General features: G+C 39.0%; 11 protein-coding genes and 1 riboswitch. Of the genes, 6 read left to right on the top strand and 5 right to left on the bottom strand.

The features are described from left to right. Nucleotides 1-7 precede the first annotated feature (7 nt). Both IE199_RS08035 and IE199_RS08040 read left to right on the top strand, forming a co-directional pair. Nucleotides 8-343, top strand: coding sequence for a DUF3630 family protein (locus IE199_RS08035; RefSeq protein ID WP_189768996.1), 336 nt, complete (start codon nucleotides 8-10; stop codon nucleotides 341-343). After that, on the top strand, nucleotides 336-797 hold the full coding sequence (locus IE199_RS08040; RefSeq protein WP_189768998.1) for a 2-thiouracil desulfurase family protein: 462 nt from the start codon (nucleotides 336-338) through the stop codon (nucleotides 795-797). The genes IE199_RS08035 and IE199_RS08040 overlap by 8 nt, the downstream gene beginning before the upstream one ends. Here IE199_RS08040 and IE199_RS08045 read toward each other — a convergent pair. Then, nucleotides 794-1,804 carry a GGDEF domain-containing protein gene (locus IE199_RS08045; protein ID WP_189769000.1) on the bottom strand — a complete coding sequence of 337 codons (1,011 nt, stop codon included), beginning with the start codon at nucleotides 1,802-1,804 and terminating at the stop codon, nucleotides 794-796. The two genes, IE199_RS08040 and IE199_RS08045, sit on opposite strands and share 4 nt — an antisense overlap. Nucleotides 1,805-2,083: 279 nt before the next feature. Further along, nucleotides 2,084-2,166: riboswitch (cyclic di-GMP riboswitch) on the bottom strand. 125 nt (nucleotides 2,167-2,291) lie between these two features. Between IE199_RS08045 and IE199_RS08050 the strand changes: the two genes are divergently transcribed. From IE199_RS08050 to paeA, 3 genes are all read left to right on the top strand, one after another. Further along, nucleotides 2,292-4,154 carry a tetratricopeptide repeat protein gene (locus IE199_RS08050; RefSeq protein ID WP_189769003.1) on the top strand — a complete coding sequence of 621 codons (1,863 nt, stop codon included), beginning with the start codon at nucleotides 2,292-2,294 and terminating at the stop codon, nucleotides 4,152-4,154. Between the two features lie 7 nt (nucleotides 4,155-4,161). Further along, nucleotides 4,162-4,653 carry a hypothetical protein gene (locus IE199_RS08055; protein ID WP_189769004.1) on the top strand — a complete coding sequence of 164 codons (492 nt, stop codon included), beginning with the start codon at nucleotides 4,162-4,164 and terminating at the stop codon, nucleotides 4,651-4,653. Nucleotides 4,654-4,991: 338 nt separating this feature from the next. Further along, nucleotides 4,992-6,311: a polyamine export protein PaeA gene (paeA, locus tag IE199_RS08060; RefSeq protein ID WP_189769012.1), complete on the top strand. Its 1,320-nt coding sequence runs from the start codon at nucleotides 4,992-4,994 to the stop codon at nucleotides 6,309-6,311. Between the two features lie 114 nt (nucleotides 6,312-6,425). Here paeA and IE199_RS08065 read toward each other — a convergent pair whose 3' ends face one another. The 4 genes from IE199_RS08065 to rep all read right to left on the bottom strand — a co-directional run bounded on the left by IE199_RS08065 (nucleotide 6,426) and on the right by rep (nucleotide 13,804). Then, on the bottom strand, nucleotides 6,426-8,336 hold the full coding sequence (locus tag IE199_RS08065; protein WP_189769014.1) for an aminotransferase class I/II-fold pyridoxal phosphate-dependent enzyme: 1,911 nt from the start codon (nucleotides 8,334-8,336) through the stop codon (nucleotides 6,426-6,428). A gap of 254 nt (nucleotides 8,337-8,590) precedes the next feature. Next, nucleotides 8,591-9,526 (bottom strand): agmatinase, encoded by a 936-nt coding sequence (speB, locus tag IE199_RS08070; RefSeq protein ID WP_189769016.1) that lies wholly within the window; start codon nucleotides 9,524-9,526, stop codon nucleotides 8,591-8,593. Then, nucleotides 9,526-11,436 carry a biosynthetic arginine decarboxylase gene (speA, locus tag IE199_RS08075; RefSeq protein WP_189769018.1) on the bottom strand — a complete coding sequence of 637 codons (1,911 nt, stop codon included), beginning with the start codon at nucleotides 11,434-11,436 and terminating at the stop codon, nucleotides 9,526-9,528. Before speA ends, speB begins: the two co-directional genes overlap by 1 nt. A 346-nt stretch (nucleotides 11,437-11,782) precedes the next feature. Further along, the gene (rep, locus tag IE199_RS08080; protein ID WP_189769506.1) at nucleotides 11,783-13,804 is read right to left on the bottom strand and encodes a DNA helicase Rep; all 2,022 of its coding nucleotides are present in this window, start codon (nucleotides 13,802-13,804) and stop codon (nucleotides 11,783-11,785) included. A gap of 123 nt (nucleotides 13,805-13,927) precedes the next feature. On the opposite strand from rep, the gene ubiK reads away from it, so the two are divergent. After that, nucleotides 13,928-14,179: a ubiquinone biosynthesis accessory factor UbiK gene (gene ubiK / locus IE199_RS08085; protein WP_189769508.1), complete on the top strand. Its 252-nt coding sequence runs from the start codon at nucleotides 13,928-13,930 to the stop codon at nucleotides 14,177-14,179. Nucleotides 14,180-14,336: the final 157 nt, after the last annotated feature.

Consider the following 14,336-nt stretch of genomic DNA (forward strand, 5'->3'; position numbering starts at 1 on the left):
CACTTTCTTGGGTTTAGATCAATTGATTGTTAATTTTACCGTTAAAGTTAAAGAAAATTTCCAGCAGGTAATTGTATTTTCCTGTGAGCCACAGTGGCAACAAGAAGATATTACAGTTATCGCTAAAATCATTACAGAGCAGCATGCCGGCTTATCGGTAAAAGAAGCTAATCGTGGACTAGATAGAGAATCTTACCTTGTTACTGATGGTAACGCTGATTACTGGCTACATTTTGAATATTATAGCCAATCAATATGGATAGAGTCGCTAAGCGAACACACAGTCCTTCATATTGAGTCGCTATTTAAGACTTTAATCAAAACACAAAATGCCGATGGATAAAATTTTAGTTAGTGCATGTTTAATGGGGCATTGTGTGCGCTATGATGGCGGCCACCAAAAGTTGCTCAGTCAAACAATTGATTTGTGGCAAAAGCAACAACGTTTAGTTGTATTATGCCCTGAGGTTGCGGGTGGGTTACTAACTCCCCGTCCACCAGCAGAAATTCAATCCGCAACCGGCCAGGTGATGGATATTGAAGGAAATGATGTATCTGATGCTTTTAATAGAGGGGCGCAGATGGCGTTAAGCATATGTCAACAACATCAAATTCGCTATGCATTGCTGAAAGAATCAAGCCCATCATGTGGCGGTAAATTTATCTATAACGGGGAATTTTCGGGTAGCAAAATACCCGGTAGTGGCATAACAGCAAAATTACTTAAACAACATGGGGTGCGCGTGTATGGCGAACAGGATCTGAACGATTTAATAAAAATGGTTAACCAAAATTAACTAGCAACCGTTATTTGATTGGTACCACTTCGCTGAATATCAGTAACTAGGCTACGAGTGTAATTGATTATAGAATCGACATTCTGTGAAAGTCTAAAGTCGTTAACACCAATAGAGATGGTCATTTGCGGAAGTCGAACACCCGATTTGCTGCTGACAAATCGTAGTTTTTCTACACCTTGACGAATTTTTTCTGCAATTTCCCCTGCAATAGTACGCTCAACATCAGGTAATAGAATTAAAAATTCATCGTGTCCGGCTCTAACAGGAAGGCCACTTTCTCCAACGTAACTTCCAACTTTATTGGCTATTTTTGACAACAAAACATCACCAATTAAGCTACCAAATTTGTCATTAACCAATTTTAATTGATCAACATTCACCACAATTGCCGCAACTCGTTTATTCGGATCTTCTTTTGTCCAAAGATCTAAATGTTTATTAAGTGCCTTACGATTGTAAAGTCCAGTTAAAGCATCGAGATAGACTTCTTTTTTGACTTGTTCCAGTTCTATTTTGAGCGCTTGTGATTGCTGTTTTGTGATTTGTAATTGTTTTGACAATTGTTGTTGTTTTTGTCTAAAAGATCGTGATGCTTTTTCAATTTTTTCAATTGCAGCTGTCACTTCTGATCTATTGTTAGATTTAAGCGCAACAACATTCTGATCTATTTTCGAGATCAGGCCATCGGCATAGTGCACAGATTGCTGACTATTAGCTTGTATATCACCGATTAGGTCATCGATATCTGTGATGATCTCATCTCTAAATTTACTTTGTCCTAATACAAACTCTGCATAGAGCTGTTCACAAAAGAAATTATCGAGTTTTCGACCTAGCGAAATTTGTTGTTGGATTTTGTTATTTAGTTCAGGTTGTTTACCAGAAACAAACTCATAACTAATAGCATAATTGATCGGGGTAGCAGGAAGCTGCCAAAGATGCAATTGCTTGACTGCAAGTGCTAGTTTTTGTTCAGCTTGTTTGATGGAATCATGATACTTCACAATCTCCACCCCCCTAAAAATACTGTCGTGTTTTTTATTATTGTTCTGACCTTATTCTCTAGCAAAATTAGACAAAGTGCTAGCTTTATTATGTAACTACGGGAAATATTTTACGAAAAATACCGTAATTGTTAGAACAAAAGAAAAATAGGAATATTTAAAAGAGAATATTTGAAGAAAGAGCAGTTACTAGGGGACAAGGGAGCACGCAAAGTCAGTGCCTAAATCGAAGCCGTTAATAGGGAAGCCTAAAAAAGACAAGCCCCCACTATGTCTAAATTCGGTAGTTCCGCTATCGTAGGTTTCCCCTTAGACCGGTAACTTTGCGTCTCTGGCTTTCACCAGATTTGCCCTTATCGAGCTTTAGCTGCTCAATAGTTATTATATGCATTCAAAGTCGGTTGTAAACCCTTTAATTTGTTTATAAGCTATATCGAGTAAAATTTGACGTTAACTATCTGAATTAAAAAGTGAAGGGAAACTAGCAATGATAAGAAGAACAGCGCTGTTTTGTCTTCTAATAACATTTTTAATTGGGTTTTCCACCGCCGTATTTGCACAAAAAAGCGAACGTATCTCTGCGAATATTGAAGCCGTTAATCAATTATTTGAGCAAGATGCAGAATTATTGAATGATAATGAAGTCATCGCTTTATCACAAAAAATCATTTCAGAAAGAGAACTATATAGTAATAACATTTTAGCTAAAGTTTTTTCTCTACTTTCCGATTCTGCAAGCAACTCAGGCGATCTTGCTCGAGCAATGCAATTTGCACAGGACGGTGTAGAACTTATTGGTGTTGACCGCTCACTCAACCTTAAACTTAAGCTTAAGGTAACCTCAGGTTTCTACTATAAAGGAAAGTTTCAACAAGCCAAAAAACATGCTCAAGCTGCCGTTTTATTGGCTGAACAACTTAATCATATTGAATTTCATATTTTGGCATTATGCTACCGTGCCATGGCCAATGCCTTAATCAATGAACACAATTTAGCATTAGAAGATCTCGATCAGGTACAACGTTTATTGGCAACACATACCCATTTTAAAGAGCGTATTGAGCTTTTAAGTGTCTCGGCAAATGCGCGGTATTATATTGGCGATAACGACACAGCAATTGAGTTATACCACAAAATTCTCAAACTGCGTTTTAGCATGGAAAGAACCAGTAACATAGATCAGACTTATGTTAATTTAGCGCGTTCCTATTTAACCTCAGGTTTACTTGATGATGCCTATAACGCATTTTTGGAAGCTCATCAGCATGCCTCCGATAAAAAAGCCCCTATTAGAATTGCTCATGCGGCTTCGGGCCTAGGTCAAGTCTTCTTTCAACAAGCTGATTACAAAAACGCCTTACAATATTTTGTTTACGCCAATGAGGGTTTTAAAGGTTACAACTTACCTCACCCTTATTTAACGAGCTTACTCAATTTAGCAAAGGTTTTAGAAAAATTAGAACAACAAAAAGAGTCTTTTTATTATTTGAAAAAAGCTGAAACCTTAATGGTAACTACCGAGCTTACCGAGGATCAAATAGAGCTACATTTACTGCTAGCAAATATGTATAAGGTGTTAAATCAACCAGAAAAAGCAATTGAACACTACTTACTTTATGCCAACCTAGAGCAGCAGTTTTCTCATAAACACCACCTGTCGAGCCATATGTTACATTCTTCCAATGAGGCAAATAATAAAAGTAGAGACATATTGATCAACGTAGCTACCGAGGCGACCTTGTCTAACGAGTACCAAGTTAAATTCCAACAACAAGGTAAGTTAATCGTTATATTGTCTTCTATTATCGCCATTTTGCTACTGGTTATATTATGGTTTGGCTTTAAATTTCGAGCACATAGACTAAATACGGCATACGATGAGGTTGAGCGACCTGTTGACTATATTTTAGGGCCAACTGAAACCAAAAAGATGTATCAGTACCACTTTAAAATGGCAAGGAAATTTGAAGTTCCTGTCGCTGTTGGTTATTTCACTATTGAAAATTGGGATGAGTTGTCGTTCCAATTTAGTCAAAGAGTATTAAATGAAGTATCTTCTGCTATTGCCACGATTATCAATGAAACCAACGATGAGTTTATTCAAGTCGGCTTAATAAATCAGGGAGAATATCTATTTTTAGCGCCATATCATTCACCGGAAAATTTGCTGCAAAATCTTGATAAAATTGCTAAGTCTATCGAAATGCATTTTTTTGCAAATTTAGGTGAGTTTTCATTGAAAGTTAGTTACGATTGTCAAACTCCAAATATTCAAGATATAGACCCCTATATCTTTTTATCTCGTTTGAGTGACTCAACGAAAGCTGACCATTCAGGTTATAAATTATAGGTTTTTTATGATCGTTATACTCTGTATTGCGGGGATTTTTATCGCAGCAAGCATTTATTTTTACTTCAAAGCAGAAGGTTTACACCAACAACTTTTAACTACGCGCAAAGAATTAAAAAACAATAAAAAAGAATCTAAAATCTTAGTTGAATCATTTGCAATTATTGCCAGAAAAAGCGAAGAAAGCTTAAAACATCGTTTAAAGGTGGCAAAAGACGCTGGTGCCAGTAGTGAAGTGATTGAAGTGTTTGGCCCCTTTGTAAATAACTACAGCTCTATTTTTGCGGCTAGCGTCAAAGGCAACGGTGAGATGCACAAAGTTACGCAAAAGTGTTATGAGACTTACCAAAAAGGCAGCTTTCGTAGATTTACCGGTTATGTGGGCACACTCGACTCTCATATCAAACGAGCATGGAGCACCAACAGTTTATCTGGGCTTATCGCGTTTAGCGAAGCAATGGTATTTCACATAGAATCTACCTTAGAAAAAGCAAGTTAACACTAAACCTCTATAAATAAAGTGCAGTCTTGGTTGTCTTAGTCTGATGTTATATCAAAGGTTGCACTCCTCCGCATAAACAAAAATAAGTGAATAAAAAATCACCACACTGTGTTGAATGATTTAGCTCAACCGCATTAATAAAACTTACCTAAAATCATAAGCATCACAATAAATTGGCATGCTAAATTAAACTCAATTTCTTCAGCTTTACTGAGTATTTTATAAACAAAAGAAATTTGTTGCTGACTACTCAATATTCAATAATAATTGCGCGGCTCTGTAGTGGAGCAAGACGAGGGCTAACGCCCCGTCGACATTATAATTTGGAGTAATTTATGAGTGACGTATTAGGCATTACCCTCTTGATATTGTTAGGTGCATTGTTTGCTATGTCAGAGATCTCCATCGCTGCCTCTCGAAAAATCAAATTAAGAGTCATGGCCGATGAAGGAAATGAAAAGGCTAAAGCTGTTATTCGTCTGCAAGAACAGCCCGGTAGCTTTTTCGCCATGATACAAATATCGCTCAATGCCATCGCAATATTAGGTGGAATAATTGGTGAACAAACACTAACACCATATACCTCTGTACTTGTTGCGCTAGTATATTCTGGCCCAATGGCTGAACAAATCAGCTTTGTATTGTCTTTCTTGGCAATTACATCTTTATTTATCTTATTTGCTGATTTGTTGCCCAAGCGAATAGCCATGATCATGCCTGAAGCGGTTGCAGCTAAAGTGGTTACTTTGATGAACGGTATCACCTATGCTTTAACGCCATTTGTATTGTTTTTTAACAGTACAACTAACCTAGTACTACGCATATTTAACGTACCTACAGTGCGAGAAGAAGTGGTGACTACGGAAGATATCGTCGCCATGATGGACGCAGGTGCAGAGCATGGCTCATTACAGCAACAGGAATATCAACTTATTGGCAATGTTTTAGAACTAGAGGGTCGTACTTTATCTAGTGCAATGACAACTCGAGACGCCATTGTTTATTTTGATATTAAAGATGATAGCGCAACAATCAGTTCCAAAATCTTAGAACAACCACACAATCACTTTTTAGTATGTGACGGGCACTTAGATCGGCTTGTTGGCTCAGTTGAATCGAAACAAATGTTACGCCAGCTGCTGATGGGAGAATCTACCCATTTAACTGAGAGCATGATCCAAAAAGAGCTGTTTTATTTACCAGAAACGCTAACACTATCAGAAGCCCTTAATGAGTTTAAATCGACCATGCAGCCTTTTGCCATTGTCGTTAACGAATACGCTATGGTGGTTGGTCTTGTTACATTAAAAGACTTAATGAGCAGCTTTATGGGTGATTTGGTCACCATTCACGGTGAAGAGCAAATCGTTCAGCGCGACAGCAATTCTTGGTTAGTGGATGGTACTACTCCCATAGTAGATGTAATGAAGTTGCTAGAGGTCAACGAATTTCCAAATGATAGCCAGTACGAAACCTTGGCTGGATTTTTGATTTTTGCCCTAAAACGCATTCCCAAACGCACCGATTTTGTCATTCACGATGGATTTAAATTTGAAGCCATCGACGTTGACGGTATAAAAGTGGAACAGCTATTAGTCACTCGCTTAACCGACTCAGAAGATGCTATACAAGATGAGGGCAAAATATCCTCTTAATCGCTTGAGGTTGTCGCTAATTTTGAACAAGAAGCGAATTAAAAGGATACGACGATAAAGTGAAGCCTAGTGCTTCACTTTATCGATATGTTTTCACCAGATAAGCTGCAGCTTTTATTGCTGATCCTCGCGTTTTAACACATAAATTTCACCGTCAAAACTGCCTTGAATGGTCAAGCCTTGCCCAGCTAACTCTTTTAGATATTCAATATGCTCTTGTGTGATTTTCTGTCCAGGCACCAACAAAGGGATGCCCGGAGGATAAGGCGTGACTAACCCCGCACAAATACGGTTGTTACACTTGTCGATAGGTAACGATTCTCTATCACCATAAAAGGCATCACTTGGAATACAGGCTAAATCAATAGCAGGTAAATTTTCAGGTAAACGAGAGCGTCGAGTCGATTTTGCGAGTTTGACCTTGCCACTATCCAGTTTCTTCAGAGCATTGTACAAACGGATAATTTTTGAACGTGTACCGCCTAGGGTAAGTAAAACCAAGATAGTACTGTGGGTGTATTTTTCTATCTCCAAACCGATTTCGTCTAACAAGAACTTGTGAATGTCCTTTAACGAGTAGGGCAGTTCACTGATATCAATCAGGATCTTTAATGGGTCATGCCCCATGTTATCGCCAGTAAAATGTGGGAAGATTTTCATAAAGTCATTCTTTTCCAAGACTTTAATATGACTGAGCGAAGACATATGTTGTTTAAACTCTTGCACATGATTCAATAGCGCATTCAGTAATTTGTAGCCCTCCATCTCCAGCTGTTTTTGGCAAACATCCAGTGACGCAATCAGCTGATATTTAGGCGATGTACTGGCATAAATGCTATATATTTCCCTGAAGAAATCGGCATCAAAATCAGGGTCATTAATGTGAATATATGACGCTTGAGAAAACGCTGAAACCACTTTATGTGCTGAGTGAGTAACGTAGTCTGCACCTGCATGAATTGCTGAATAGTAACGAAAGCTCGGATGAAACAAAGAATAAGCAAACCAAGCTTCATCAATAAACACTTTAACACCATGTTGATGGGCAAAATCTACCACTTGTTTTAAATCGCTAAGCAAGCCATCATAGGTACACCCCGTTAGTACCAGCAGTTTTGCATCGGTATTTTGTTCAATGGCTTGCTTGATGTCGGCCAACGATGGTGGCGCAAATATCCCGTATTTGGGATTTAAAATACTTGATAAATAAACGGGAAAACTGCCTGATTGCAAAATGCCATAATGCACTGATTTATGGCAGTTGCGATCAATGATCACTTTGTCGCCCTTACGCAACAAGGTTTGTAAAATAATCTTGTTAGAAGTGGACGAGCCATTGGTGACAAAATAGGTATGTTTGACTTCAAACGTTGCAGCGGCAGACTCTTGCGCACGGCCAATGGTATTTGTGCTGTCTGACAATGATCCTAACGAATCTACTGATACTGAAAGATCACCAACAAAAACATTGCGCCCATAAAACTGATAAAAATCTTTAATATATGGCGAATTTCTAAAGCTAGAGCCACCACTATGACCCGGAGTGTGCCATGAATCGTTAGCCTCACCAACATATTGGCGATACGCTGTCCAGAATGGGGTTTCAGATCGGTCATCAAAATCGTTAATCATATAACCTAAAATGGCTTCTGGATCGGAAATCACTTCATCTTTAAAGAAAAAAGATTCAATCTCTTCCGATTCATTAACAATCTCCAAACCTTTGGTATCGTCACCGATGACATAAACCGGTAATTCAAGGCGAATCTGTTTAAGTTGTTCGATAAAACGACTATAAATGCGCTCTTCACTCTTATTGTGAATATCCCAACTTAATACCACCGCCTGAATATCGCCATCTTCCTTGATACATTCCAATGCCTTTACTAGGTCTAGACATTCAATAATATCGATATCAATATCTTGTCGTTCAAAGTTAGGCACTATCTTAGATAGGTTCACTGAAAGCTCTTGCAAAACACTAGGATCTTGCTCAATCAGTAAGATTCGAAGGAGAGGCAACATAACAATATCCGCAGTTAATTTGGGAAAATATTCCCTAGAATAAACAAAGCGTTGAAGCTTGTGAAATGATTATCGGTTATTTGTTAAATAAATCGTCAATGTGCGTTAACTTTTCCATTGTTACATAGGTACATTTGCGGGTTGCAAACTGATCTACGGCCAAGCTCTAACCGCTACTATCCTGAGTATGAAACCAAAGCTAGTGTTAACACCAATAGGAATAACACTAGCATGTTCAATCAAACAAGTAGGCGTTACTTTTCGCCTCTTGTTACCCATAAATGCAATAAATCAACACCTATAGTGGCTGCTGCTAGCGCAGTCGTTTCACTTTGATCGTACGCTGGAGCCACTTCAACAACATCCATACCAACCAAGTTTATACCACGTAAAGCATTGAGGATTTTCAACACTTTATCAGTTGTTAAACCACCACATACAGGTGTACCTGTACCAGGCGCAAACGCCGGATCTAAACAATCGATATCAAAAGTTAAATATACCGGCAAATCACCTATGGTTTGTTTAATTTGCTCAACTATCTCAGTTGCTGACATATCATTGGCTTGCATCGCATTAATTACATGAAAGCCATGGTCTTTTTGCTTATAATTGGTACGAATACCTATTTGCACAGACTTTTCTTTATCAATTAGCCCTTCGTTTGGCGCATGATAAAACATAGTGCCATGGTCAAATCGGCTGCCGTTATCGTAGGTATCGGTATGAGCATCAAAATGCACCAGCGCCATTTTGCCAAATTTTTTCGCGTGAGAGCGTAACAAAGGCAAGGTCACAAAGTGGTCACCACCAAAACTTAACAGGCTTTTGCCTGATGCTAAAATTTCATCAGCGGCCATTTCAACCCGTGCACAAAATTCTTCACTGTCGCCAGCTGAAAACACTAAATCACCCGCATCCGAGATCTTACATTGCGCGGATAATTTAAAGTCCCAAGGAAAACGTTGACCTTCCCAAGCTAAGTTAATAGAGGCTTGACGAATAGCGTCAGGCCCCATCCTTGCGCCAGAGCGACCAGAGGTTGCCATATCAAATGGCAAGCCTAAAATCACCACATCAGCATCGCCCTTTGTTGGATCTTGTATCAGCGGCGAACGCAAAAATGTCATGGCGTTAGAATAGATAGAGTTATCAACTTGATTAAAGACACTGCTCGTTAAAATGGACATTAAAAGTCCTCCAAATAAGTATAACCATTTAGCCCTGAAACCAACTCGTTAAATATTGCTTCACGCTCTGCTTTAGGTAACTTATTGTTGACCAATTCGCTATACGTTTGCTTAAATTTACTCGCCTCTAAATGAACATACGTTAACATCTCTTCTACGGTGTCACCTTCATTGATTTCCGTGATTTCTATATCGCCTTGATGATCTAAATGAACAACAACACTGTGTGTATCACCAAACAGATTGTGCATATCACCTAAAATCTCTTGATAAGCACCCACTAGGAAAAAGCCCAGCAAATACTCTTCTCCTTCTTTCCAGCTTGGCACGGGTAACGTTTTTTCTATGCCTTGTCCATCAACATAATGATCGATCGCACCATCAGAGTCACAGGTAATGTCGAGTAAAACGGCTCTTGTCTCTTCACAGCGATCTAAATCAGTCAATGGTAATACTGGAAATACTTGGTCAATTCCCCATGCATCAGGTAAAGACTGAAACAGCGAAAAGTTAACAAAAAATTTGTCTGCCAGTTTTTCAGTTAAATCATCAATAATAGGACGATGGAATCGATTTTTAGTATCCATTAACTTATTGAGTTCATAACAAACTCTCAAGTTAACCTGCTCAGCCCAAGCTCGTTGAGCTAAACTTAATAACCCCAAAGCAAACTGATGATGCACTTCTTGAATATCAGCTTGGCTATCATGATAAATTTCAATCAAAGCTCTATCGTCGTTACGTTTGCTTAACTGCTGCCATGACAACCACATATTGTTTAAGATAAGTGGCGCATCTTCATCTGGCGCTTCTATGTTTTCAGGTGTATAAGACTCAGCACCGATAACATTAGAAATTAACACTGCATGATGAGCAGTCAGAGCACGCCCAGATTCCGAAATAATTAACGGCATAGGCTCTTCGTAGCTACGACAAGTATCACCAATGGTGTGCACAATATTATTGGCGTACTCTGCTAGGCTATAATTCATCGAGTTATGAGATTGACTGCGTGTACCGTCATAGTCCACGGCTAAGCCACCCCCTACATCCATACAATCAATTGCTGCGCCAAGCTTTCTTAATTCACAATAAAAACGCGCAGCTTCACTAACACCTAAACGCACGTCACGAATATTTGCCATTTGTGAGCCGAGATGAAAATGAACAAGCTTCAACGCGTCCATCATGTTTTCATTTTGCAGTGTATTAATCACTTTCAATACTTGTGATGCCGATAACCCAAATTTCGACTTTTCACCTCCGCTTGCTTGCCACTTTCCTTTTCCTTGTGAAGCTAAGCGAATACGAATACCTAACCTTGGTGTTACACCTAAGGTTTTAGCTTCAGCCAAAATCATTTCTAACTCAGACATCTTTTCCAATACAAGATGTACTTTATGACCAAGTTTTTCGCCGATTAACGCTAAGCGCACATATTCTTTGTCTTTGTAGCCATTACACACAATCACCGACGATGCTTTTTGCGCAAGCGCCAATACCGCTAAAAGCTCCGCTTTACTACCAGCTTCCAAGCCCAATTGACTCACTTGTTTATCCGTTTGACTGGCAAGAATACTGTCTACCACTTCTCGTTGTTGATTTACTTTAATCGGGTAGACAAGCAAGTATTTGTTTTCATAACCGTAATCAGAAATTGCTTGATTAAAAGCACCACATAAGTTCTCAACTCGATGATGGATAATTTGAGGAAAACGAACTAATGCGGGTAATGATAAACCCTTCGCTTTGATCAGCTTGGCAATGTCAGTAATATCTGCCGTATGCTCTTGCATACTTTGATTTGGCGCGACATAAACATTACCTTGATCATTAATACCGAAGTAACCTTGACTCCAATGCTTAACATTATAAGTAGCGCGGATTGCATCAAGGGTTGATTTATTCATTGAGTTTCCTTTACTGAGTTTTAAAGGGCGCAAGTAGAGCTCAATTGTTAATCTTAGTCCAACAAAAACATTTACTCTTGATAACCATTTTTTTTTATCGATGTTTAGCTAAGAATAAAAGCATCAATACCATTGCGCCGAGATATTTTTACCAGTATTAACTCAATAAAGTTAATGAGCAAATAATGAGATGATTGAGTAAAACCAGTTAGTGAAATTGCTGGTTTAAAGATGTATGTGAAGAAAGGTTATGTAAAAGTGAGTAAACAGATATTGATTAATTTATTTATCTTTCGGCCTTCTTTGCTCGAAATTAAAAGAAGGCCTAAAGATATACAAAAAACAATTAATCCTGCCCTTTATTAAGCAGCGCTCTCAAGTTTGCCACACCAACTTTTGCTGTCGCCTGTTTTTCTTCTTGAGTTTTTTTAGGCTGATGGTTTTCCCAATTTAAATCGTCTTGTGGCATTTCATACATAAAACGACTCACTTCGGTACGTGACAACTCTCCAAACTGGCGGCGCTCTCGAGCGTAAGTAAACGTGAGTTCTCGCTGCGCTCTAGTTACCCCTACGTATGCAAGACGACGTTCTTCTTCAACGTTGTTTTCATCGATACTGGTTTGATGTGGCAATAAACCTTCTTCCATACCAATAAGGTAAACATAAGGAAATTCCAGTCCTTTTGAAGCATGCAGTGTCATGAGTTGAACTTGATCGGCAAATTCTTCTTCTTCATTACGTTCCATCATGTCTCTAAGGGTTAAACGAGTGACCACCTGCGCAAGCGTCATCGGTTCGTCGTCTTCATCACCCTCTAGCATTTGAGTTACCCAACTAAAGAGTTCAGTTACGTTTTTCATCCGCATTTCAGCCGCTTTGGCACTAGGTGATGAATCATAGAGCCAGTCTTCGTAGTTAATTTCACGGATCATGCTTCGAAGCACGGCAGCAGTATCACCACGTTCTGCATTATCGGCTGTTTCCACTAACCAACGAGTAAACGCTTGGAGTTTTGCTAAGCCACGGCCTGTTAAATACTCTTCTAAACCATACTCAAAACTTGCGGCAAACATACTAATTTGGCGCATATTCGCGTAACTACCCAACTTTTCTAACGTCGCAGGCCCTAATTCACGTTTAGGTACATTCACAATACGCAAAAAAGCATTATCGTCATCTGGGTTAACAAGTACACGCAGGTACGCCATGACATCTTTTATTTCTGACCGAGAAAAGAAGGAGGTACCACCACTGATTTTGTAAGGAATACGGTTGGTCATTAACGCCTTTTCTAATAGGCGTGATTGATGGTTGCCACGGTATAAAATCGCATAATCTTTATAATGTGAACGATTCATAAATCGATGACCGATCAAGTCACCAACCACTCGTTCTACTTCATGTTCTTCATTTTTAGTTTGCAACACCCTAAGTTCAACACCGTAGTCGAGTTCACTAAATAGCGCTTTGTCGTATACGTGTGGGTTATTGGCAATAAGAATATTGGCGCATTTTAAAATACGGCCACTAGAGCGATAATTTTGCTCCAGTTTGATGAGTTTTAATGAAGGGTAATCTTCACCTAAAAGCACTAAGTTTTGTGGCTTTGCGCCTCGCCACGAGTAAATTGATTGATCGTCATCACCTACCACAGTTAAACGACCGCGCTCACCGGTGATCAGTTTTACCAATTCATATTGGCTGGTATTAGTGTCTTGATATTCATCAACTAACATGTAGCGAATTTTCTTACGCCAGCGCTCGCGCACTTCAGGGTAATTCCGTAATAACAGCGTAGGGATTAAGATCAAGTCATCAAAATCTAGCGCGTTGTATGCTTTCATGTGTTTATGATATCTGGCATAAAACTCACCATATAAACGAGTGTCAGCATCAACTGCATGTTTTAGCACCGCATCTGGCAGTAACAAGTCATTCTTCCAGTTAGAAATCATGGTTTGTAACTTGTTAAGTAATTCTTTATCGTTATCTAACTCGTCTGCTGTCAATTCTTTTAGCAATGCCAAAGTGTCTTGATCATCAAACAAAGTAAATCCCGGTTTATAACCCAGTGTTTTCAGTTCACGACGTACTATATCTAAACCGAGCGAATGGAAAGTAGATACCGTTAATCCACGAGTTAAATCACGCCCCAGCATTTTGGTGACACGTTCTTTCATTTCACGCGCGGCTTTATTGGTAAAGGTTACCGCAGCAATATTACGCGCACTGTAATCACATTTTTGAATCAGGTAGGCAATCTTTTGACAAATAACACCAGTTTTACCACTACCCGCACCGGCTAAAACCAGACAGGGTCCACTGACATATTTTACCGCTTCATCTTGTCTTGGATTGAGTTTCATCTTCGTCATTACATTTTCAAAAAAGGGCGTGGATTTTACCCTGTTTTTACCATTGGAAAAACTGTTAAATCGATTACAATACAGCAATACGAGCAAGATATGCAGATCAAGCGAGATACTAAAATGATTAACGCTAAAAAAATTGAAGATATTGCCAAACAAGTAACGGATGCCATTCCACCAGGCTTGAAAAACTTCGCCAATGAATTTGAAGACAAAACCAAAACAGTTATTCAGCGTAAACTCTCTGAGTTAGACGTAGTTACGCGTGAAGAATTTGACGTGCAAACACAAGTTTTACTTAAAACACGTGAAAAGCTTGCAGAACTGGAAGCTAAAGTTGAGCAGTTAGAGCAACGTTTAAACGACAAATAAAAAAAAGCCCAACGAACATTCATTGGGCGAGGGCACGGCTTGATACTGGGGGAGATAAGCCGTGTGCGGTTGGAACCAAGTTGCATGAGTTGGTTTACCTACAAGTACAATTGTTGCTAGGTCAACAGCGAACAAACTTGTTTGTTAATCAAACATT

It is taken from the genome of Thalassotalea marina, assembly GCF_014656435.1.
GTDB lineage: Bacteria > Pseudomonadota > Gammaproteobacteria > Enterobacterales > Alteromonadaceae > Thalassotalea_C > Thalassotalea_C marina.

Excerpts from the sequence above, each read along its gene's own strand:
- IE199_RS08040 (WP_189768998.1), top strand. The coding sequence starts at position 336 with ATGGATAAAATTTTAGTTAGTGCATGTTTAATGGGGCATTGTGTGCGC.
- IE199_RS08050 (WP_189769003.1), top strand. The coding sequence starts at position 2,292 with ATGATAAGAAGAACAGCGCTGTTTTGTCTTCTAATAACATTTTTAATT.
- IE199_RS08055 (WP_189769004.1), top strand. The coding sequence starts at position 4,162 with ATGATCGTTATACTCTGTATTGCGGGGATTTTTATCGCAGCAAGCATT.
- paeA (WP_189769012.1), top strand. The coding sequence starts at position 4,992 with ATGAGTGACGTATTAGGCATTACCCTCTTGATATTGTTAGGTGCATTG.
- IE199_RS08065 (WP_189769014.1), bottom strand. The coding sequence starts at position 8,336 with ATGTTGCCTCTCCTTCGAATCTTACTGATTGAGCAAGATCCTAGTGTT.
- speB (WP_189769016.1), bottom strand. The coding sequence starts at position 9,526 with ATGTCCATTTTAACGAGCAGTGTCTTTAATCAAGTTGATAACTCTATC.
- speA (WP_189769018.1), bottom strand. The coding sequence starts at position 11,436 with ATGAATAAATCAACCCTTGATGCAATCCGCGCTACTTATAATGTTAAG.
- rep (WP_189769506.1), bottom strand. The coding sequence starts at position 13,804 with ATGAAACTCAATCCAAGACAAGATGAAGCGGTAAAATATGTCAGTGGA.
- ubiK (WP_189769508.1), top strand. The coding sequence starts at position 13,928 with ATGATTAACGCTAAAAAAATTGAAGATATTGCCAAACAAGTAACGGAT.